This window comes from Sphingomonas sp. PvP055 (assembly GCF_040546365.1).
Classification (GTDB): domain Bacteria; phylum Pseudomonadota; class Alphaproteobacteria; order Sphingomonadales; family Sphingomonadaceae; genus Sphingomonas; species Sphingomonas echinoides_A.
Map to the genome: position 1 here is coordinate 3,199,418 of NZ_JBEPNS010000001.1, position 20,233 is coordinate 3,219,650.

Sequence of the window (20,233 nt, forward strand, 5' to 3'; positions counted from 1 at the left end):
CAGTTTCAATTGAAACTGACCCTTCCCCGTTCGGGCTGAGCGAACGGGTCTGGGTCGGGCGTGCCGCACCGTATCCCAGATCGCTTCCATCAGAGGTTTCCCCACATGGCCACCCGCCCCGCCGCCGACCCAGTAGTCATCGTCTCCTACGCGCGCACCCCGATGGGGTCGTTCCAGGGCGCACTGGCAGGCGCGACCGCGACCGAGCTCGGCGCAACCGCGGTCGGCGGCGCGGTCGAGCGCGCGGGGCTTGCGGGCGCGGCGATCGAGCGGATCTACATGGGGTGCGTCCTCCCCGCCGGGCTCGGCCAGGCCCCCGCGCGCCAGGCCGCGCTCAAGGCCGGGCTCCCCGACCATATCGAGGCGACCACGATCAACAAGATGTGCGGCTCCGGAATGCAGGCGGCGATCCTCGCGGCGGATGCGCTCGCGGCGGGCTCGGCCGATCTGCTGATCGCGGGCGGGATGGAGAGCATGACCAACGCGCCCTACCTCTCGATGCGCCACCGCGGCGGCGCGCGGATCGGGCATGACGTGCTCAAGGACCATATGTTCCTCGACGGGCTCGAGGATGCGTATGAGCCCGGCAAGCTGATGGGCAATTTCGCCGAGGACAGCGCCGCGTCGTACCAGCTCACACGCCAGCAGATGGACGATTACGCGATCGAATCGCTCCATCGCGCACAACGCGCACAGACCTCGGGCGCGTTCGACCGCGAGATCGTCCCCGTGGAGATCGCCGGGCGCAAGGGGCCGACCACGGTCAGCCTCGACGAACAGCCCGCCAAGGGCGACGTCGCCAAGATCCCGACGCTCAAGCCCGCTTTCTCGAAGGAAGGCACGATCACCGCCGCCAACGCCTCGTCGATTTCGGACGGTGCCGCCGCGCTGGTGATGACGCGCGCGTCGGTTGCGGAAAAGCTTGGCCTCACCCCGCTCGCGCGGATCGTCGCGCATGGCGCGCACGCGCACGCGCCGTCGCTGTTCACCACCGCGCCGGTGTTCGCGATGCGCAAGACGCTCGAGCGCGCGGGCTGGTCGGCCAGCGACGTCGACCTGTTCGAAGTCAACGAAGCCTTCGCGGTCGTCGCGATGATCGCGATGCGCGACCTCGACATCGCGCACGACCGGATCAACGTAAACGGCGGCGCGTGCGCGCTCGGCCACCCGATCGGCGCGAGCGGCGCACGCATCCTCGCGACGTTGCTGTCCGCGCTGGAAGCGCGTGGGGGCAAGCGCGGCCTCGCGTCGCTGTGCATCGGCGGCGGCGAGGCGACCGCGGTCGCGGTGGAGTTGATGGCGTAACCGCGGACACCCCGCACGGCGTCGCGCTCCCCGCGCGGACGGTTCCAGCCCCGCGCTCGATCTCGGCGCAAGCGCGCGCGATGCTCGATCGTGCGGTGCGCGCCGACGGGGTGCCGCTCAACACGCTCCACGTCCTGCCCGATCCGGCGGACCATGCCGCCTGGGCGGACCTCAAGACCGCCGCCGACGCAGGCTATGCGATCGCGATGGAGGGGATCGCCGGAAGCCTGCGCGCGACCGTCGAGACGATCACGATCGGCGCGGCGCGAGTCCATGTCGCAACCCCCGAAGGCGCGTTCGACCCCACGCGCGCCTATATCGACCTGCACGGCGGCGCGCTCGTCTTCGGCGGCGGCGGCGCGTGCCGCACCGGCGCGCGGATGCACGCCGACCAGCACGGGGTACGCTGCTACGGCGTCGACTATCGCACCCCGCCCGAACACCCCTTCCCCGCCGCGCTCGACGATTGCGTCGCGACCTACGCCCACGTCCTCGCGCACCACGCCCCAGCCGACGTCGTGATCGGCGGACGCTCGGCGGGCGGCAATCTCGCGCTGGCGATGCTGCTCCGCGCGCGCGCCGAAGGCTTGCCGATGCCCGCCGGGCTGGTGCTGCTGTCGCCGCAAGCCGACCTGACCGAATCCGGCGACAGTTTCGCGGTCAACGCGCTGGTCGACGTCGTGCTGCCGGGGTCCCTCGCCGCGACCAACCTGCTGTATGCGAACGGCGCGGACCTGCGCGATCCCTTGGTGTCGCCGCTGTTCGGCGATCTCTCAGGCTTCCCCCCGACCCTCCTGCAATCGGGAACGCGCGACCTGTTCCTGTCGACCACCGTCCGGCTGCACCGAGCGCTGCGGCGCGCGGGCGTGGCGGCGGAGCTACATGTGTTCGAGGCGATGCCGCATGGTGGGTTCGGCGGCGGGACGCAGGAGGATGCGGAACTGCGGGCGGAAGTTGCTGGGTTTGTTGCCGGGCGGTGGGGTGGGTCTCAGGTCTAGGGCCGGGGCAGAATAAGCGCATGGCCCCTTTCGCCCACTTGCAGCCATTGCCTTTTAGTCGGCTGCCTGCTCGTGCGTATCAGCCTTCTCGCGATCGGCCTTAGCTCGATCCTCGGATGGTCCAGTTTTTATGTCGTTCATATACCGCTTGATTTGGGGAACGCTGCCAAACCAAATGACGAGCAGAAGGGCCGGAATGAGCAGAAGCGGTAGGTAGCTATCCATGCGAATCCCATAGCATACGAACGGCGGCTCTCCACCAATTCGAGACATCCTCCCAATCCCCCTCACCCCCGCAACCGCCGCTGCATCCGCTTCCAAGCCGCCTCATCCGCCCCCCAGTCCGGAAAGGTCGGCGGTAGCGGCGTAGGGCGGATCCGCATCGGTCGCCCCCCGCAGTGCGAGCAGCGCAAAAACCCCGGCAGCGCATCGACCGTCCCGCGCAACCGCTTGAGGAAGCACCACCGCGCGAGCCGGTCGCAATGCACCACGCCCTCGTGCGCGCAGGAACCGCAGACGCAGCCGACGTTCATCTGGTGCCGGGTGAAATCGAACAGCGTCCGGAATTTTACCGTGCCCACCTCAAAGCGGCAGCGCCATCTGGCGCGGGTCGCCATCGCCCGGGAACCCCTCGAGCGCGCACACGATCGTGCGCGCCAGTTCGGCGGCGGCAGCTTCGCGGATGCGTTCGCTCGGGGCGGTCAATCCGACTCGGGCGAAGCCGCTGCTGGTCAGGAGGGCGTGGGCGATCAGGGCGCAATCTGGCTGGGTCATGCGCCACTTGTTCCCTATATGTTCCGATTCGTCCAGCCCGTTTTATCTGAAGCGATCGGCAGTGATTTGTAAGCAGGGACAATTCGCAAAGCGCATCGGTGCGCGCCCGACCGACCGGCTGTCCTACAACCGCGGCACGGCGTAGCGGGAAGGACGCGCTCTTTGACAGCATCGGCCCCGCAGTCTTGCCTCCCACAACAGCGCCGCAGGCACAGCGATTCCGCCTAACTTTCCCCTAACCTTCCGCGCCCCGCCCCCCGGCGGCCTCCGCCAGATCCATCGTAAAGTATTGCGCAAACACGAGATCGTCATAATCGCCAAACGGCGGGCACGCCACGAACCCCGCGCGCCGGTACAGCGCATGCGCGGCGGCGAACGGCGCGTTGGAGCCGGTCTCCAAACTCAACCGGCGATACCCCCGCGCCCGCGCCTCGGCGATCAGCCGGTCGAGCAGCACCGCCGCCACCCCGCGGCGCACATGCGCGGGCGCGGTGCGCATCGACTTCACCTCGCCCCAGGTCGGATCCAGCTGCTTGAGCGCGCCCATCCCCAACAGGACGTCGCCCTCCCACGCGGTCCACACCGTCACCGCCGGATCGCGAAGCCCGCTTGCGTCGAGCGCGAACACGCTTCCCGGCGGGCTGTTCTCATGCGCGGCGCGCAGATGCAGGTCGAGCAACGCCAGCACGTCCGGGTGCGTCAGGTCGTCCCGCCGGATCGTCCAGTCGCGCCCGACCCGCGCGCTCACGGCAGCGATTCACCCGCTTCGCTGCCCCACACCCGCATCTGCTCGACGAACCCGCCCCGCCCATGGACATCGAAATAGCACCAGCCGCCGGCGCATTTGCTCAGCCGCCCGACCACCCCGGGCGCCGCGCGCCAGACGATCCGGCCCTCGCCGTCCGGACGATCGCGCAGTTCGGCGACCGCGCCCGTGACCAGCGCGGTGCGCGTCTCGCTCACCAGCCCGCCCATCATCCAGCCCTGCGTGCCGCTCGGGTCCTCGACCTTATACCACTGGCCCCGCTGGAACACGCCGATCACTTTCACCGGGAGGTCGGCGCGTTGGTAAAGCCAGCTGACCGGATAGGTGCGCGCCGGCCCCGTCCGCATCCGTGCCTTCTTCGCGCCGACCGAGGCGTAGAACGGCAGCTTGCGGTCGGCCATCGCCGCGCCGGCCGGGCTGAACGCCGCCACGCCCATGCCCATCGCCCCGATCACCAGCGCAGCGCGCGCCCCGATCCGCATCGTCTTGTGGTCATGCATCATGCGTTGCGCTTATCGCGTTTCCATGCGGCGCTTCAACACCCGTTGACGCCGCGCGGAGCCTCCGCCAAGCCATGCCGCATGGCTGAGACGAGACGTGTCCCCAACCCGCGCGTGGTCGTGACCCGCGAATTGCCCGATGCGGTGATGCAGCGGATGGAGCAATTGTTCGACGCGAGCATTCACCGCGGCGCGGTCGCGCTCTCGCGCGCAGAGCTCGCCGCCGCGATGGCCGAGTGCGACGTGCTCGTCCCCACCGTGACCGACGAGATCGACGCCGCGCTGATCGAGCAAGCCGGTCCGCGGCTGAAGCTGATCGCGAACTTCGGCGCGGGCGTGAACCACATCGCGCTCAAGGCGGCGCGCGCGCGCGGCATCCTCGTCACGAATACGCCGGGCGTGCTGACCGAGGATACCGCCGACCTGACGATGGCGCTGCTGCTGTCGGTCCCGCGCCGGCTCGCGGAGGGGGAGAAACTGGTCCGCTCGGGCGCATGGCAGGGCTGGACGCCCGGCGGGATGCTCGGCCACCGGATCGGCGGCAAGGCGCTCGGCATCCTCGGCATGGGGCGGATCGGCCAGGCGGTCGCGCGGCGCGCGCGTGCGTTCGGGCTGTCGATCCATTACCACAATCGCCACCGCCTGCCCAAGGTGGTCGAGGCCGAACTGCAGGCGCAATGGCACCCGAACCTCGACGAGATGCTCGGCACGATCGACTTGCTGACGATCCACACCCCGCGCAACCCGGACAGCGAGGGGCTGATCGATGCGGATCGGATCGCGCTGCTCCGGCCGCATGTCTATGTCATCAACACCTCGCGCGGCGGGATCGTCGACGAGGATGCGCTGGTCGGTGCGCTCGAAAACGGTCGGCTGGCGGGCGCCGGGCTCGACGTGTGGCAGCACGAACCGCAGATCGACCCGCGTCTGCTCGCGCTCCCCAACGTGGTGATGACTCCGCACATGGGTTCCGCGACGTTCGAAGGGCGGCTGGCGACGGGCGAGAAGGTCATCACCAACATCCGCATGTGGGCGGACGGCCATCGCCCGCCCGATCAGGTGCTGGAAGGCTGGGCCTGAACGACGCGCGCGGTCCGCGGCAACACGCCGCCGGTTACACGCGCGACGGCGGGATCAGCCGCCACGGCAACGGCAGGCGCTGCCGCCACGCCGCCGCGTCGCGCTGGCGTTGCGACAAGTCGGTGGTCAGCGCCGCGATATCGTGCCGCGACAGCCCCGATCGGTAGCAGAAATACGGCCGCTGCGGCACGCGCGCGAAATAGCTGTAGAACAAGGCGGCACGATCGCCCCCCGTCGCGGGCTTGCCGCGGTGGAAGAACCGCGCGGTGTCGGCGACCACCACCGTACCCGCCACCCCCTCGCACGTGATCGGGTGGACACCCAGGATCCGCCCGTCGATCTCCCTGTCCTCGCGGTCGTCGAGATAGAAGCGATCGTGCCGACCATCGGCATCCGCCACCGGGCCGTCCGCCGGCAGCAACTGGAACGGCCCGCTGTCCGCATCGACATCGCTCAGATACACCGCGAGCTTGATCATCCGGCGATCCTCGCGGTCGCGATGCCATTTGCGCGTCGACACCGCGCGCCCGTCGGCGACCGTATATTGCAGGTTCACCCCGTCATACGCGACCGGCAGGCCGAGATAGGCTTCGGCGAGATCGAGCAGCACGGGATGGAGCCCGAACTGGTAGATCGCGGGGTGCGCGGCGATTTCCGCAGGCGGCACTTTGAGGAACTCCTGCCCAGCGCGGGCTTCCGCGCGCAACCGGTCCGCCCAGCGCCGGACCAGCGCGGACGCCTCGGCGACCATCGCTTCCGAACCATCGAGGCCGAGCGTCGCCAGATCGGTCTGGAACACGCCATCCGCCTCCAGACCGTGAACGATCTCCGCCACCATCGGAGTCAGCCCGGGCAAGCGGGCCCGGTGCCGTGCGCGGTCGGCGTCGTAGCGGCGCTGGCGTGCGGCGTGGATGACTCGCGTCCGCGCGAGGGTGGCGGCGATCCGCCACGGGACGGTCCCTGCCCGTCGTTTCAGTCCCTGCAGAACGTTCATGCGGCTACGCCTTACACAGCTCCATAACGAAACCGTTCCGCGGCCGATACGATGGCCGTCGGGTCCCCTATGCGCGCAATCGCCCGATCTGCCTATCGTTCGAAGATAGCAGGTGCCCCAACCTCGGACGAACGCCGGCAGGTTGCACGGCAGGAATGGCGACGCCCTCAGCGCGTATGGAAGAAATCGTACAGTTGCTGCGCCACCGCCGCGCTGACGCCCGGCGCGCGCTGCAGGTCCGCGAGGCTGGCGTTGCGCACCGCGCGCGCAGTGCCGAAGTGCATCAGCAACGCCTTCTTCCGCGCCGGACCGATGCCCGGCACGTCATCCAGCGGCGACGCGCCGATCGCCTTCGCACGCTTCGCCCGGTGCGCACCGATCGCGAAGCGGTGAACCTCGTCGCGCAGGCGTTGCAGGTAGAACAGCACCGGCGCGTTAACCGGCAACTGGAACTCGCGCCCGTCGAGCATGTGGAACACTTCGCGCCCGTCGCGCCCGTGGTGCGGCCCCTTGGCGATCCCGACGAGAACCACGTCCTCGATCCCCAGTTCCTCGAGCACGCCCTTCACCGCATTGAGCTGCCCGCGCCCGCCGTCGATCAGCACAAGATCGGGCCAGTCGCCCGAATCGCGATCGGGATCGTCCGCCTGCGCCCGCGCGAAGCGACGCCCGAACACTTCGCGCATCATCCCGAAGTCGTCGCCCGGGATCGTATCGGGGTTCTTGATGTTGAACTTGCGATACTGGCCCTTGCGGAACCCCTCCGGCCCCGCGACGACCATCGCCCCCAGCGCGTTGGTCCCCTGAATATGACTGTTGTCGTACACTTCGATCCGGTCGGGTGGTTCGGGCAGGTCGAACAGCTCCGCCACTTCGCGCAGCAACTTGGCCTGCGTCGTGCTCTCCGCAAGGCGCCGGTCGAGCGCTTCCTCGGCGTTGCGCTTGGCCTGTTCGAGCAACTGCCGCCGCGACCCGCGCTGCGGCATCGACAGCGCGACCTTGAACCCCGCCTGCGCGCCCAATGCCTCGCCGAGCAGCGCGGCTTCGTCGAGCTCCCGGTCGAGCAGGATTGTCCGCGGCGGCGGAACCTCCTCGTAAAATTGCGCGAGGAAACCCGAGAAGATCTCGTCCTCCGGCACGTCGGCGGTATGCGCCGGGAAGAAGCTGCGGTGCCCCCAATTCTGTCCGCCCCGGATGAAGAACGCCTGGATCCCGATCACGCCGTTCTTGCACGCCATCGCGAAGATGTCGGCGTCGCCCAGCCCTTCCGCGTTGATCGCCTGGCTGCCCTGGATGAACGTCAACGCGCGCAGCCGATCGCGGATGATCGCGGCGAGTTCGAAATCCATGTTCTCCGCCGCGATCTGCATCTGCGCACCGAGCTTGGCCTGCACCTCGGTCGACTTGCCCCCGAGAAACGCCTTGGCGTCCGCGACAAGCTCGGCATAGCCCGCCTCGTCGATCCGCCCGACGCACGGCGCGGAGCAGCGCTTGATCTGGTACAACAGGCAAGGCCGGTCGCGGTTCTTGAAAAAGCCGTCGGTGCAGCTCCGCAACAGGAACAGCTTCTGCAACGCATTCAGCGTATTGTTGACCGACCCCGCGCTGGCGAACGGCCCGTAGTAATTGCCCTTGGCGCGCCGCGCGCCGCGATGCTTCTGGATCCGCGGATACGCGTGATCGGCGCGCAGCAGGATGAACGGGAAGCTTTTGTCGTCGCGCAACAGCACGTTGTACGCCGGGCGATAGCGTTTGATCAGCTGCGCTTCGAGCAGCAGCGCCTCCGCCTCGTTGTTGGTCGTCACGATCATCATCGACCGCGTCTGCGCGACCATCCGTTGCAGCCGCTTCGACAGCCGATCGACCTGCGTATAATTGGTCACGCGGTTCTTGAGAGCGCGTGCCTTGCCGACGTACAGCACGTCGCCGCGCGCATCGAGCATCCGGTACACACCCGGCCGGATCGGCAGCGTCGCCAATACGTTGCGGATCGCGGCAACGCCCGCCTCGATATCGGGCGCGTCGCTGCCGCGGACGGTGAAGGTGGCCTTGTCTTCGTTGAAGCGGGTCGGGGCATTGGGATCGGACATTGCGTACGATCTAGGGATTCGTGCGGGCCGACGCCACGGGTTCGTTTGCCCGTCGGCCAATAATGGATGCCACGACGTCCAGGGCCGGTGGATACACGCTTCCCAACGCTGCGGCCCGGCGCGGGTGACTGATCCTTATCAATGCGAATACCGAGGCTTAGCGCGGACATTTTACGCGCACCCTGTCGTTTCATCGCTCGCCATTACGGCACGTCGGAGATGGAAACATGGCTCTTAAATTCGCCGGAACGATGAATGCGATCAATCGCGGTCTTGATACGACCAAGGCGACCAAGGGCGCCGACATGATCGAGGATTGGGAAGCCGCACTGGCCGACGTGGACACGTCGGGCGCCAAGGGCATTCTCCGCGACCTCGGCTCGCTCCGCAAGCAGCTCGAGCGCGACGAACCCGACGCCGACCGAGTCCATGCGCTGCTCCACCGCCTCGGCATGGCCACGACGAAGATCGCCGAGAAGGCGGATTCGTCGCAGGAGAAGTTGAAGGCATTGGGCGAGGCGCTCACCGAAGCGGGCGAAGACTCGCCTGACGAGGAAGAGGACACCGCCGCCGCCGCCGCCCCCAAGCGCGCGCGCAAGAAGGTCTGATCGGCACGGATCGAAACACCACCCGCCGTCTCCACCGAGACGGCGGGTTTTTCGTGTTCGGACACATCCGTTCGACAATCTGCGCGGCCTGACGGTACATCAAGCAATCACGCGAAAGGGACAGCCATGCCGACGACCGATCCGACCCGCCGAACGCTGTTGATCGGGAGCGCCGCGCTCTGCACCCTCGCCGCTGCCCCGCTCCCAGCGCAGCCGTCGCGCGACGAGATCGTCCCGCTCTGGCCCACGGCAATCCCCGGCGATCGCCGCAGCAAGATTACGCCGAGCGTGGAAGAGCGCAGCAAGGACCCGAGCCACCCGGATCGGTGGCTGCGCGGGGTGCTGAGCCCGGTTCTGACCGTAAAGCGCCCCGCTCGCCCGAACGGTTCGGCGGTGCTCGTGATACCCGGCGGCGGCTATGGCTTCCTGTCCTACGACAACGAAGGGCTGGAACAGGCCGCGTGGCTCAATGCGCGAGGCGTCACGGCATTCATCCTGCAATATCGCTTGCCGGCGGAAGGCTGGAACGATCGCGCGTTGGTGCCCTTGCAGGATGCGCAGCGGGCGATGCGGACGATCCGTGCCGGGGCGACCCGGTTCGGGATCGACCCCGCGCGCGTGGCGACGCTCGGCTTCTCGGCGGGCGGGCATCTCGCGGGATCGCTCGCCACCCGCCACGACGAGGCGACGTACCCGCCGTCAGATGCGATCGACCGGGTGTCGGCGCGGCCCGATTATGCCGGGCTGATCTACCCGGTGGTCAGCCTGGAGGCGCCGTTCACGCACGGCGGATCACGCGATTCGTTGCTCGGCAAGGACGCGCCCGTCGCGCTCCGCCATGCCGCCTCGGTGGAAACGCGCGTGACGGCGACGACCCCGCCGATCTTCCTCGCGCATGCCGCTGATGACGATCTGGTGCCGGTCGCCAACAGCATCGCGCTGTTCACCGCGCTGCACGCCGCCGCGCGCCCCGCCGAGCTGCACGTGTTCGAAAGCGGCGGGCATGGCTTCGGCACACGGCTTCCCCCGAGCAAACCCGCGTCCAAATGGCCAGAGCTGTTCATGGCCTTCGGAACGAGCAAGGCGGTCTTCCCGGTCTGAATATCCATTCCGTCCGCGAAAGTTGCTGTTCATATATAAATGTAGTCTTTATGCTTGCTCCTCACAGGGTCGGGTCGCGGCTCGACGCTGGAGGAGGTGGAGATGCGCTGTTCCGCATGGATGTCAGGAGGGCTGGCGATGCTGGCACTGACCGGCGCCTACGCCCAGACCGCCATACCGGGCGATCCCTATGCGAGCGATCCGGTCGGCATCGTCGCGGAGCCTTGCGTCTCGCACCCCGCCCCTGACGGCGCGACAGGAGCTCAGATGGCCAACCTCCACCGGCTCGCGCGCGATTTTGCCCAATATTGCCGCTACGCCGTACAGAACCGGTCGCTTGCCGGACAGAAGGTGCGGGTCGTCTTCATGGGCGACTCGATCACCGACAACTGGATCCGCGCCGACCCGGACCTGTTCACCAAGGGCCTGGTCGATCGCGGGATCAGCGGGCAGACCACCCCGCAAATGCTCGTCCGCTTCCGTTCCGACGTGATCGCGCTCAAGCCGCAGGCGGTCCACATCATGGCGGGCACCAACGACATCGCGGGCAACACCGGCGCGGCGACGATCGAGACGGTAGAAGGCAATATCCAGAGCATGGCCGAACTCGCACGCGCGCATGGGATCAAGGTGATCCTCGCCTCGGTCCCGCCCGCCGCCGCCTTCCCGTGGCGCCCCGACAAACAGCCCGTGCCCCAGATCGCCGCGCTCAATCGCTGGTTGCAAGGCTATGCCAAGGCGAACGGCTTTACCTATGTCGACTATCACGCCGCGCTCGCCACCCCCGACGGCGCGATGAAGCCCGGCTACGCCAGCGACGGCGTCCACCCGACCCCGCAGGGCTATGCGGCGATGCGCCCGCTCACGCTGGCCGCGGTCGCAAAAGCGCTCGGCACGTGACGCCAGCTGCGCTTACCCGCCGGTCGATCCTCGCCGGCCTCGCCGCGTCCCCGCTGGCGCACGCCGCGCTGGCGAAAAGCCCGATGGGATTGACCCGCGGCCCCGTTCAGCCGACCTGGCCGTCGCTCGTTTCCAATTATCGCTACCCCGACTGGTTTCGCGACGCGAAGCTCGGGATCTGGTCGCATTGGGGCCCGCAATCGGTTCCCGAGCAAGGCGATTGGTACGGGCGCTTCCTGTATATGCAGGGCCACCCGATGTACGAGCATCACCTCAAGACCTACGGCCATCCGTCGGTTGCGGGGATGAAGGACATCCAGCACCTGTGGACCGCCGACCGCTGGGACCCGGACGCGCTGATCGCGCGCTACAAGAAGGTCGGCGCGCGCTATTTCATGGCGCTGGCGAACCACCACGACAATCTCGACTGCTTCGACAGCCGGTATCACGCGTGGAATTCGATGCGCGTCGGCCCCAAGCGCGACATCGTCGGCACGTGGGAGAAAGCGGCGCGCAAAGCCGGGCTCAAGTTCGGCGTGTCCAACCATTCCGCGCACAGCTGGCACTGGTATCAGACCGCGTATGGCTATGATCCGACCGGCCCGCGCAAGGGCGAACGCTACGATGCGTTCCGGCTGCGCAAGGTCGACGGCAAGGGCCTATGGTGGGACGGGCTCGACCCGCAGGAACTCTACACCGGCGGCCATGCGGTGATGCCCGACGGGATCGACACGATCCCGGCGATGAAGGACTGGCACGAAAAGAACGACGGCCAGTGGATCGAAACCGGCCCGACCGACGACCCGCGCTACGTAACACGCTGGCTGCTCCGCCAGACCGATCTGGTCGACAAGTACAAGCCCGACCTCGTCTATTTCGACGACTACGGCCTCCCGTTCGGCCCGATCGGGCTGCAGGCCGCGGCGGATTATTACAACCGTTCGATCGGCTGGTCTGGCAAGATCGACGTCGCGCTGTTCGCCAAGCAGTTGAAGCCGCACGAACGCTTCGGCGTGGTGCAGGATGTCGAGCGCGGGTTTACCGACCATATCTGGGACGAGCCGTGGCAGACCGACACCTGCATCGGCGACTGGTTCTACAACGTCGCGCGGCTCAACGACAAAAGCTACAAGACCGCCGAGCAAGTGGTCCAGCGGCTCGCGGACGTCGTCTCCAAGAACGGCAATCTGCTGCTGTCCGTGCCGCAGCCCGGCCACGGCGCGATCGATGGCGAGGAGGAGAAGATCCTCGACGCAATGGGCGACTGGACCGCGGTCAACGGCGAGGCGATCTTCGGATCGCGCCCGTGGCGTCGCTACGGCGAAGGCCCGACCAAGCTTCAACCCGGCATGCAGAATGAAGCGGGCGCGGGGGATTTCACCGCGCGCGACGTGCGCTTCACCACCAACAAGGGCGCGCTGTACGTGCTCTTCCTCGGTTGGCCGAGCGGCACCGCCACGGTGCAATCGCTCGCGCTTGGCCGCGCGCCCGGGCGCATCGAACGCGCGACGCTGTTGGGCGGCGGCCCCGTCCGCTATCGCCGCGACGCTGCAGGCCTGCATATCGATCTACCGCCCAAACCCGCTGGCGGGTTCGTCCCCGTAATCCGGCTCGATGGAGATTTCGCATGAACCGGACGGAAACAACGCGCGCGTCACTGGCGGTGCCGATCGTCCTGATCGTCGCCCTGTTCTTCCTGTGGGGCGTCGCGAACAATCTCAACGACGTGCTGATCTCGCACTTCAAAGGGCTGTTCAGCCTCGGCGATTTCGGCGCGGGGCTGGTGCAGTCGGCGTTCTATCTCGGCTATTTCTGCCTCGCCATTCCGGCGGCGCTGTTCATGCGCTCCTATGGCTATCGCGCGGCGGTGCTGCTCGGGCTGATCCTCTACGGCGCCGGCGCATTGCTGTTCTGGCCCGCCGCGAGCGCGCTCAGCTATCCCGCCTTCCTCGCCGCGCTGTTCATCATCGCGAGCGGCCTCGCCTTCCTCGAAACGTCGGCCAACCCGCTGATCGCGCGCCTTGGCAGCCCTGAGACGGCGTCGCGCCGGCTCAACTTCGCACAGGCGTTCAACCCGCTCGGGTCGATCACCGGCGTGCTGGTCGGGCGTGCCTTCATCCTGTCGGACAGCACCGTCGAACAGCTCGACCGCACCCAGGCAGCGGCGGCGGTGCAGATGCCCTATCTTTTCATCGGGATCGGCGTGCTGGTCTGGGCCGTGCTGATTCGCCTCGCGAAATTCCCGCCGATCGCGACGCAACCCGATGTCGAGGAAGGCGTCGGCGCCGCGTCCGATTTCGCCTGGCTGTTGCGCTCGCCGCGCTTCCTGATGGGGGTGCTCGCGCAGTTCTTCTACGTCGGCGCGCAAGTTGGCGTCTGGAGCTTCCTGATCCGCTATGTCGAGACCGTTCTCCCCGGCACCCCCGCGACCACCGCGGCGGGCTATCTCACCGCGTCGCTGATCGCGTTCCTGGTGGGCCGGTTCGTCGGCGTTGCGTTGATGGGACGGGTTCGCCCGCTCCTGCTCCTGGCAATCTTCGCGATGGCGGCGGCGATCCTGTGCGCGATCGCCGGAGTCGTCGGCGGCATGACCGGCGTCCTGGCGCTCGTCGGCAGCAGCTTCTTCATGTCGATCCTCTACCCGACGATCTTCGCCGAAGCCGTCGACGGGCTGGGCCCGCGCACCAAGGCCGGATCGGCGTTGCTGGTGATGGCGATCGTCGGCGGCGCGGTGTTCCCGGCGGTGATGGGGCTGGTGTCCGACGCCGGCGGATCGATCGTGGGCGCGATGCTCGTCCCCGCCGCCTGCTTCCTGGTCGTGCTCGCGTTCGGCCTGTTTCACCTGCGGAGGCCTGCATGATCACTCTTCCCCCGATCGGCATGGGCTGTGCGGGCATCGGCAACCTGTATCGGCGCGTCGACGACCATGTCGCGACCGAGACGGTGGCCGCCGCGCTCGACGCCGGAATCCGCTATTTCGACGTCGCCCCGCATTACGGCTTCGGGCTTGCCGAAACGCGGCTCGGTGTCGCGCTCGCGGAGCATGACCCCGAAGGTCATGCGCTCATCTCGACCAAGGTCGGTCGCTTGCTCGAACCGACCGACAGCGACGCGACCGAACGCCACGGTTTCGTCGATGCCCCCGCGCTCGAACCCGTGTTCGATTACATGCATGATGCGGTGCTGCGCAGCCACGCGGAGAGCCTCGGGCGGCTAAAACGCGACCGGATCGACCTCCTGTTCGCGCATGATCTCGGCGTGGAAACCCACGGCGACGCCGCCGCGCGGCACATGGCCGATTTCCTCGATGGCGGGTATCGCGCGCTCCGGGACTTGCGCGACACCGGCGCGATCGGCGCGATCGGGATCGGCGTCAACGAAGTCGCCGTCTGCCACGCACTGCTCGACTCTGCCGAGCTCGACATCATCCTGCTCGCGGGCCGCTACACGTTGCTCGAACAGGACGACGCCCTGTCCCTGATCGAGCGATGCGCGGCAAGCGGAACACGACTGGTCGTCGGCGGCCCGTACAACAGCGGCATTCTGGTCGAGGGCAGCCGCAGCGCGCGCCATTTCAACTACGCGCCCCCACCGCCCCACGTCGTAACGCGCGTGGCCGCGCTGGAAGACGCGTGCGCGGCATTCGACGTGCCGCTCCCCGCCGCCGCGCTCCAGTTCCCGCGCCGCAACCCCGTCGTCGCCAGCACGATCCCCGGCCTGGTCGGGCGCGACCAGGTCGAGGCGACGGTGCGCTTTGCCGAATGGCCGATCCCCGACGCTTTGTGGGACCGCCTGACCGCCACCCTTTCCCCCGTATCGGACGTCTTCGCTTCATGACCGCCATCCTGCTTCATCCCAACGACAATATCCTCGTCGTCACCGCCGCGATCGCGCCCGGTGACGCCGTTCCGATCGATGGCGTCGCGGTCATCGTCCCGATGCCGGTGCAGGTCGGCCACAAGATCGCGCGCCGGGCCTTGAGCCTCGGCGAGACCGTCATCAAATACGGCGCCCCGATCGGATCGATGACCGCCCCCGCCGCCGCCGGCGACCACGTCCATCTGCACAATATGAAGAGCGACTATATCGCGTCGCACATGCGCGACACGCTCGAACGGAGTAGCGAGTCATGATTTCAGCCTGGTCCCGCAGCGACGGCCGCAAGGGCATCCGCAACGTCGTCGCCGTCGCCTATCTGGTCGAATGCGCGCATCACGTCGCGCGGCGGATCGTCGACAAGAGCGACGATCCCGACATCCAGTTGATCGGCTTCCCCGGCTGTTACCCCAACAGCTATGCCGACAAGGTGATGAAGGCGATCGCGACGCATCCCAATGTCGGCGGGCTCGTCATCATCTCGCTTGGCTGCGAGAGCTTCAACCGCGAGGGCCTCGCCGCCGCGGTCGCCGCCAGCGGTCGCCCAGTCGAGACGCTGGTGATCCAGCAGAACGGCGGCACCGCGTCGACCATCGCCGCGGGGCTCGCCGCGGTCGCGCGCGTCAAGGCGATCGCCGACGCCGGCCCGCGCATCCCGATGGCCCCCAGCGAACTCGTCATCGGTACGATTTGCGGCGGCTCGGACGGGACCAGCGGGATCACCGCCAACCCCGCGGTCGGCCGCGCGTTCGATCGCTTCGTCGCGGAGGGCTCGACCTGCATCTTCGAGGAAACCGGCGAACTCGTCGGGTGCGAGGCGATCATGTCCGACCGAGCGATCACCCCCGAGCTCGGCGCGGAACTGATCGCGAGCGTCGAGAAGGCCGAACGCTATTACACGATCCTCGGCTTCGGCAGCTTCGCCCCCGGCAATGCCGAGGGTGGCCTGACGACGCAGGAAGAAAAGTCGATGGGCGCCTATTCCAAATCGGGCAGCTCGCCGATCTCGGGCATCGTCAAGCCCGGCGACGTACCCCCTTCCCCCGGGCTCTACATGCTCGACGTCGTGCCCGATGGAGAGCCGCGCTTCGGCTTCCCCAACATCTCGGACAACGCCGAGATCGTCGAACTGATCGCGTGCGGCGCGCACATCAACCTGTTCACCACCGGGCGGGGATCGGTCGTCGGCTCGGCGATTTCGCCGATCATCAAGATCTGCGCCAACCCGGAGACCGCGCGGCGGCTGGCGGACGACATGGACATCAATGCCGGCCGCATCCTCGAAGGTGCGGCGACGATCGAGGAGGTCGGCACCGAAATCTACGAACGGACGCTTGCCGTCGCCGCGGGCGAACGCAGCGTGTCCGAAGAGCTTGGCCACCAGGAGTTTATCTTGACCTACAAGAGTTTCGAACCCGTCGGCCCCGCCTGCCTGCCGCGGAGGCAGGCGGCATGAGCGGACGGCTGAACGGCAAGACCGTCTTCATCACCGCCGCCGGACAAGGCATCGGCCGCGCGAGTGCCGAACTGTTTCTTTCGGAAGGCGCGACCGTCATCGCGACCGACATCGACGCGGCGAAGCTGGACGGCCTCGCGTGCGAGACCTTCGCGCTCGACGTGCGCGATGCCGCCGCGGTGGCCGCGCTCCCGGCGCGGACCGGCCCGGTCGACGTGCTGATGAACAGCGCGGGCGTCGTCCACAACGGCACGATCCTCGATTGTGACGAGGACAGCTGGGCGTTCGCCAACGACCTCAACGTCACCGCCATGTATCGCACGATCCGCGCCTATCTGCCGCTGATGCTGGATCGCGGCGCGGGCAGCATCGTCAACGTCGCGTCGATCGCAAGTTCGGTGAAGGGCATCCCCAACCGCTTCGCCTACGGTACGACCAAGGCGGCGGTGATCGGGCTGACCAAAGCGGTCGCGGCGGATTTCGTCGCGCGCGGCGTGCGCTGCAACGCGATCTGCCCCGGCACGGTCGATTCCCCCTCGCTCCAGCAACGGCTGCGCGATACCGGGGATTATGATCAGGCCCGCAAGGATTTCACCGCGCGACAGCCAATGGGACGGCTCGGCCGCCCCGAGGAAGTCGCCGCGCTGGCGCTGTACCTCGCCAGCGACGAGTCCGCCTTCACCACGGGCCAGGCGCACATCATCGACGGCGGCTGGATCAACTGACGGTTTCGGTACGACGCCCCCTTCCGTCCTTCCTTTCCTACACCCCGCATTCCCCTTACCTTCGTCCTCCCCACGAAGGCGGGGATGACGGAGCCTAGAGACCACCTCCCAGGAGTTTCCCCATGAAGTTAGTTCGCTACGGCACCCCAGGCGAAGAACGCCCCGGCCTGATCGACGCCAACGGCACGCTCCGCGACCTGTCGGGGGAGATCCCCGACGTGATCGGCGCCACGCTTTCGCCCACGATCCTCGCCGATCTGGCGAAGCTCGACCCCGAGACGCTCCCGCCGGTCGAAGGCAACCCGCGCTTCGGCGCGTGCGTCGGCCAGGTCGGCAAGTTCCTGTGCATCGGCTTGAACTATTCCGACCACGCCGCCGAAAGCGGCATGACCGTCCCGGCCCGAGCCAGTGCTGTTCACCAAGGCGACCAGCGCGATCGTCGGCCCCAACGACACCGTCCGCATCCCGCGCGGATCGACCAAGACCGACTGGGAAGTCGAGCTCGGCATCGTCATCGGCACCGCCGCCAAATATGTTTCGGAGGCGGACGCCCCCGCGCACATCGCAGGATATTGCCTGATCAACGATGTGTCGGAGCGCGAATACCAGCTCGAACGCCACGGCACCTGGGACAAGGGCAAGGGCTGCGACACGTTCGGCCCGATCGGCCCGTGGCTGGTCACCCCCGACGAGGTCGGCGATCCGGACGCGCTGCACATGTGGCTCGAGGTCAACGGCCATCGCTATCAGGACGGCACGACCGCGACGATGGTCTACAAGCCCGCGTTCCTCGTCAGCTACCTCAGCCAGTTCATGACGCTCCACCCGGGCGACGTCATCACGACGGGCACTCCTCCCGGCGTCGGCATGGGCCAGAAGCCGCCGGTCTATCTCAAGGCGGGCGACGTGATGACGCTCGGGATCGAGAAGCTCGGCGAACAGCGCCAGGAAGTCTCGGCAGACTGATGCAACAGGTCCTGCTGCTCGACCTCAAGGACGATCCCGCCGGGATCGCCGAGTACGAACGCTGGCACGCGGCGGGCAATGTGCCCGCCGCGGTGACCGCGAGCATCCGCGCTGCCGGAATCCGCGACATGCGGATCTTCCGCGCGGGGAATCGGCTGGTGATGCTGATGGAAACGGGGCCGCACTACGACCCCGCCGCCAAGGCCGCGAGCGACGGCGCGAATCCGGACGTAATCGCGTGGGAAACGCTGATGAATCGCTTTCAACAGGCGCTGCCCTGCGCGAAACCTGGCACGAAATGGACGGAAACGACGCAGATTTACGCGCTTTCCGACCAGGGCTGACGCGCTCCGGCGCTATTCGTACCGCCCCGTCGTCACCCGCAACAGCACCGGCCGATCGACGAACGTCAGCCCGTAATCGGTCTGGTCCCCGTTCCACACCCGGTCGGCCACGAACCCACTTGGGCTGAGCCGCCCCTCCTCGACGCGCAATATCAGCGCGTTCTTGGGGGCGCCTGCCCCCGGCGTGAAGTCGATCCGGACATGATCGCCCGCCACAAGATACTGATTCGGCGCGATTTGTGCGACGACCGCGCCACCGATCGGTTGCGATGCCCAGGCCGGCGGTTCGGATTTGATCCACGTGTCGGTGCGATGCCCGAACTGCCACTCGCCATAACTCGCCGTGATCGTCCACCCGCCCATCGTGGTCGATTGCGGCGTACCGTCATCGGGCTTGGCGCTGCCCCACGTCGGATGCTCGAAAGCGATCTTCGCCCATGCCCGCTGCATCCCCGCAAACACCTGATATGGCACGGCAAATGCATCGAGCGTGGCGTCGTCGAGCGTCTTCGCGCCCAGCGGATAATTGGTATAGCCGGTGTCATCCATCCCGAACGGCGCAAAGCCGATCGCCCCGCGCCCGAACGCCGCCCAGGCATAGCGCGCATATTCCGCGGCATTGCCAATCTCGGGCACTACCAACGGGTTATCGGGCCGGCGATAGGCGTCGAGATAGGCGAACACCTTCGCACTCTTGCGCTCGTAAATGTCCGGCGCCGCGAAATCGATCGCGGGTGCCGCCGCCTTCCAGATCTCGATCACATCCTGCTGCGGCCCACCACTCGCTACCGCCGTCGGCGCGGGCACTTTGAAGGGATCTGACAGCGCCGCATTAACGTACATCGGCAATGGCTTGATCGCCTTTCCTGCCACGGCCAGCGCGTTGCAATAAGCTGCGGTATACCAGGTATTGAACGCCCGATCCGCCTGCGCGCCATAGGCCTGCGCCCACGTCCCCTTGCGCCCGAGCTTTGCGGGCACCGGCCCTGCGAACAACGCCTGCGCCGCTGGGCCAAAATCACGCGGCACCGCATAGCTGCCGGTCTCATTCTCCACCTGCACCAGGATCGTGGTGTTCGGCCGGTCATGGTCGCGCAGGTAAGTGATAAGCCCCAGGAACGCGCGCTTGTCCGCTTCCAAAGTCGTCTTCGCATGCGGCGAAAGCACGTAATGGTCTGTTCCGTCCGGCTTTTTCATGCGCGGAAAGCGCCGGTTATCCTGCTTGACCCAATCGGGCACATAGCCGGGGCCGGTGTTCTTGTACGCGCCGAACCAGAGCAGCACGAGCCGCTTGTCGTGCGCACGCGCCTGCTCCAGCAGCGTCTGGACGAAGCCATAATCGAACCGCCCTTCAACGGGTTCAATCTGCTGCCACGCGACCGGCACCTCGACCGTATTGGCGTGGATCCGGTCGAGAATCGGCCACACCTTGGGGAGCGCCGACGCGTAATTGCTTGAATTGTTGACCTGCGCGCCGAGCATCAGGAACGGTGCCCCGTCGACGATCAGCGCATGACGTCCGTTCCGCGAGACGATTTGCGGCACGTCGCTCGACTGCGCCGAGACGGGCATCGCGGCAAGCACCATGCCTGCAAGCGCAACGCACGCTGCCGCCTTAAACGGTTTGGTCGTCATGGTTCTTTCCCCTCCCCGTGGCGCGGTCTTTCCGCACGCTACCGCTTTCTCCAGACAAAAGTCCCGCACACAATGCGGTGGTACGATCGGGAGGGATCGCATTGACGCTTGCGCC

The 20,233-nt window shown here is 67.4% G+C and carries 20 protein-coding genes and 1 pseudogene; 14 read left to right on the forward strand and 7 right to left on the reverse strand.

Annotated elements, in window-relative coordinates; genetic code table 11:
* The first annotated feature begins 105 nt into the window (after positions 1-105).
* Positions 106-1,305, forward strand: coding sequence for an acetyl-CoA C-acyltransferase (locus ABIC16_RS15105; protein ID WP_354291715.1), 1,200 nt, complete (start codon positions 106-108; stop codon positions 1,303-1,305).
* A gap of 80 nt (positions 1,306-1,385) precedes the next feature.
* Positions 1,386-2,303 carry an alpha/beta hydrolase gene (locus tag ABIC16_RS15110; RefSeq protein ID WP_354291716.1) on the forward strand — a complete coding sequence of 306 codons (918 nt, stop codon included), beginning with the start codon at positions 1,386-1,388 and terminating at the stop codon, positions 2,301-2,303.
* 287 nt (positions 2,304-2,590) lie between these two features.
* On the opposite strand, the gene ABIC16_RS15115 is transcribed toward ABIC16_RS15110, so the two are convergent.
* The 4 genes from ABIC16_RS15115 to ABIC16_RS15130 form a co-directional block, all read right to left on the reverse strand.
* Positions 2,591-2,884, reverse strand: a complete 294-nt coding sequence (locus ABIC16_RS15115; protein WP_354291717.1) for a hypothetical protein — start codon at positions 2,882-2,884, stop codon at positions 2,591-2,593.
* Between the two features lies 1 nt (position 2,885).
* A complete protein-coding gene (locus ABIC16_RS15120) occupies positions 2,886-3,077 on the reverse strand; it encodes a DUF6771 family protein (RefSeq protein ID WP_277969247.1) in 192 nt (63 codons plus the stop codon).
* A 235-nt stretch (positions 3,078-3,312) separates the two neighbouring features.
* Positions 3,313-3,825 (reverse strand): GNAT family N-acetyltransferase, encoded by a 513-nt coding sequence (locus ABIC16_RS15125; RefSeq protein WP_354291718.1) that lies wholly within the window; start codon positions 3,823-3,825, stop codon positions 3,313-3,315.
* Positions 3,822-4,325 (reverse strand): SH3 domain-containing protein, encoded by a 504-nt coding sequence (locus tag ABIC16_RS15130; RefSeq protein ID WP_354292346.1) that lies wholly within the window; start codon positions 4,323-4,325, stop codon positions 3,822-3,824. The genes ABIC16_RS15125 and ABIC16_RS15130 overlap by 4 nt, the downstream gene beginning before the upstream one ends.
* A 99-nt stretch (positions 4,326-4,424) precedes the next feature.
* Here ABIC16_RS15130 and ABIC16_RS15135 point away from each other — a divergent pair, with 99 nt between their 5' ends.
* Positions 4,425-5,423 (forward strand): 2-hydroxyacid dehydrogenase, encoded by a 999-nt coding sequence (locus ABIC16_RS15135; protein WP_277969245.1) that lies wholly within the window; start codon positions 4,425-4,427, stop codon positions 5,421-5,423.
* Positions 5,424-5,457: 34 nt separating this feature from the next.
* On the opposite strand, the gene ABIC16_RS15140 is transcribed toward ABIC16_RS15135, so the two are convergent.
* Together ABIC16_RS15140 and uvrC are read right to left on the reverse strand one after the other, a co-directional pair.
* Positions 5,458-6,417, reverse strand: coding sequence for a phytanoyl-CoA dioxygenase family protein (locus ABIC16_RS15140; RefSeq protein ID WP_354291719.1), 960 nt, complete (start codon positions 6,415-6,417; stop codon positions 5,458-5,460).
* A 167-nt stretch (positions 6,418-6,584) separates the two neighbouring features.
* Entirely contained in the window at positions 6,585-8,507 is a 1,923-nt protein-coding gene (gene uvrC, locus ABIC16_RS15145) for an excinuclease ABC subunit UvrC (RefSeq protein WP_277969243.1), read from the reverse strand.
* A 227-nt stretch (positions 8,508-8,734) separates the two neighbouring features.
* Between uvrC and ABIC16_RS15150 the strand changes: the two genes are divergently transcribed.
* From ABIC16_RS15150 to ABIC16_RS15200, 11 genes and pseudogenes are all read left to right on the forward strand, one after another.
* A complete protein-coding gene (locus ABIC16_RS15150) occupies positions 8,735-9,115 on the forward strand; it encodes a hypothetical protein (RefSeq protein WP_354291720.1) in 381 nt (126 codons plus the stop codon).
* A 126-nt stretch (positions 9,116-9,241) separates the two neighbouring features.
* Positions 9,242-10,216, forward strand: a complete 975-nt coding sequence (locus ABIC16_RS15155; RefSeq protein WP_354291721.1) for an alpha/beta hydrolase — start codon at positions 9,242-9,244, stop codon at positions 10,214-10,216.
* Between the two features lie 138 nt (positions 10,217-10,354).
* A complete protein-coding gene (locus ABIC16_RS15160) occupies positions 10,355-11,116 on the forward strand; it encodes an SGNH/GDSL hydrolase family protein (RefSeq protein ID WP_354291722.1) in 762 nt (253 codons plus the stop codon).
* Between the two features lie 83 nt (positions 11,117-11,199).
* Entirely contained in the window at positions 11,200-12,747 is a 1,548-nt protein-coding gene (locus tag ABIC16_RS15165) for an alpha-L-fucosidase (protein WP_354292347.1), read from the forward strand.
* Positions 12,744-13,976: an L-fucose:H+ symporter permease gene (gene fucP / locus ABIC16_RS15170; RefSeq protein WP_354291723.1), complete on the forward strand. Its 1,233-nt coding sequence runs from the start codon at positions 12,744-12,746 to the stop codon at positions 13,974-13,976. Before ABIC16_RS15165 ends, fucP begins: the two co-directional genes overlap by 4 nt.
* Complete coding sequence (locus ABIC16_RS15175) at positions 13,973-14,953, forward strand: aldo/keto reductase (RefSeq protein ID WP_354291724.1); 981 nt, start codon at positions 13,973-13,975, stop codon at positions 14,951-14,953. The genes fucP and ABIC16_RS15175 overlap by 4 nt, the downstream gene beginning before the upstream one ends.
* On the forward strand, positions 14,950-15,249 hold the full coding sequence (locus ABIC16_RS15180) for a UxaA family hydrolase (RefSeq protein ID WP_354291725.1): 300 nt from the start codon (positions 14,950-14,952) through the stop codon (positions 15,247-15,249). The genes ABIC16_RS15175 and ABIC16_RS15180 overlap by 4 nt, the downstream gene beginning before the upstream one ends.
* Positions 15,246-16,448, forward strand: coding sequence for a UxaA family hydrolase (locus ABIC16_RS15185; protein ID WP_354291726.1), 1,203 nt, complete (start codon positions 15,246-15,248; stop codon positions 16,446-16,448). The genes ABIC16_RS15180 and ABIC16_RS15185 overlap by 4 nt, the downstream gene beginning before the upstream one ends.
* A complete protein-coding gene (locus ABIC16_RS15190) occupies positions 16,445-17,173 on the forward strand; it encodes an SDR family oxidoreductase (protein ID WP_354291727.1) in 729 nt (242 codons plus the stop codon). The genes ABIC16_RS15185 and ABIC16_RS15190 overlap by 4 nt, the downstream gene beginning before the upstream one ends.
* A 122-nt stretch (positions 17,174-17,295) precedes the next feature.
* Positions 17,296-18,139, forward strand: a pseudogene (locus ABIC16_RS15195) (fumarylacetoacetate hydrolase family protein).
* Positions 18,139-18,483 carry an L-rhamnose mutarotase gene (locus ABIC16_RS15200; RefSeq protein WP_354291728.1) on the forward strand — a complete coding sequence of 115 codons (345 nt, stop codon included), beginning with the start codon at positions 18,139-18,141 and terminating at the stop codon, positions 18,481-18,483. Before ABIC16_RS15195 ends, ABIC16_RS15200 begins: the two are co-directional and overlap by 1 nt.
* Positions 18,484-18,495: 12 nt before the next feature.
* Here ABIC16_RS15200 and ABIC16_RS15205 read toward each other — a convergent pair whose 3' ends face one another.
* Complete coding sequence (locus tag ABIC16_RS15205; RefSeq protein ID WP_354291729.1) at positions 18,496-20,118, reverse strand: DUF5597 domain-containing protein; 1,623 nt, start codon at positions 20,116-20,118, stop codon at positions 18,496-18,498.
* Between the last annotated feature and the right edge of the window lie 115 nt (positions 20,119-20,233).

Excerpts from the sequence above, each read along its gene's own strand:
- ABIC16_RS15105 (WP_354291715.1), top strand. The coding sequence starts at position 106 with ATGGCCACCCGCCCCGCCGCCGACCCAGTAGTCATCGTCTCCTACGCG.
- ABIC16_RS15110 (WP_354291716.1), top strand. The coding sequence starts at position 1,386 with ATGCTCGATCGTGCGGTGCGCGCCGACGGGGTGCCGCTCAACACGCTC.
- ABIC16_RS15120 (WP_277969247.1), bottom strand. The coding sequence starts at position 3,077 with ATGACCCAGCCAGATTGCGCCCTGATCGCCCACGCCCTCCTGACCAGC.
- ABIC16_RS15130 (WP_354292346.1), bottom strand. The coding sequence starts at position 4,325 with ATGCGGATCGGGGCGCGCGCTGCGCTGGTGATCGGGGCGATGGGCATG.
- ABIC16_RS15135 (WP_277969245.1), top strand. The coding sequence starts at position 4,425 with ATGGCTGAGACGAGACGTGTCCCCAACCCGCGCGTGGTCGTGACCCGC.
- ABIC16_RS15140 (WP_354291719.1), bottom strand. The coding sequence starts at position 6,417 with ATGAACGTTCTGCAGGGACTGAAACGACGGGCAGGGACCGTCCCGTGG.
- uvrC (WP_277969243.1), bottom strand. The coding sequence starts at position 8,507 with ATGTCCGATCCCAATGCCCCGACCCGCTTCAACGAAGACAAGGCCACC.
- ABIC16_RS15150 (WP_354291720.1), top strand. The coding sequence starts at position 8,735 with ATGGCTCTTAAATTCGCCGGAACGATGAATGCGATCAATCGCGGTCTT.
- ABIC16_RS15155 (WP_354291721.1), top strand. The coding sequence starts at position 9,242 with ATGCCGACGACCGATCCGACCCGCCGAACGCTGTTGATCGGGAGCGCC.
- ABIC16_RS15160 (WP_354291722.1), top strand. The coding sequence starts at position 10,355 with ATGCTGGCACTGACCGGCGCCTACGCCCAGACCGCCATACCGGGCGAT.
- ABIC16_RS15165 (WP_354292347.1), top strand. The coding sequence starts at position 11,200 with ATGGGATTGACCCGCGGCCCCGTTCAGCCGACCTGGCCGTCGCTCGTT.
- fucP (WP_354291723.1), top strand. The coding sequence starts at position 12,744 with ATGAACCGGACGGAAACAACGCGCGCGTCACTGGCGGTGCCGATCGTC.
- ABIC16_RS15175 (WP_354291724.1), top strand. The coding sequence starts at position 13,973 with ATGATCACTCTTCCCCCGATCGGCATGGGCTGTGCGGGCATCGGCAAC.
- ABIC16_RS15180 (WP_354291725.1), top strand. The coding sequence starts at position 14,950 with ATGACCGCCATCCTGCTTCATCCCAACGACAATATCCTCGTCGTCACC.
- ABIC16_RS15185 (WP_354291726.1), top strand. The coding sequence starts at position 15,246 with ATGATTTCAGCCTGGTCCCGCAGCGACGGCCGCAAGGGCATCCGCAAC.
- ABIC16_RS15190 (WP_354291727.1), top strand. The coding sequence starts at position 16,445 with ATGAGCGGACGGCTGAACGGCAAGACCGTCTTCATCACCGCCGCCGGA.
- ABIC16_RS15200 (WP_354291728.1), top strand. The coding sequence starts at position 18,139 with ATGCAACAGGTCCTGCTGCTCGACCTCAAGGACGATCCCGCCGGGATC.
- ABIC16_RS15205 (WP_354291729.1), bottom strand. The coding sequence starts at position 20,118 with ATGACGACCAAACCGTTTAAGGCGGCAGCGTGCGTTGCGCTTGCAGGC.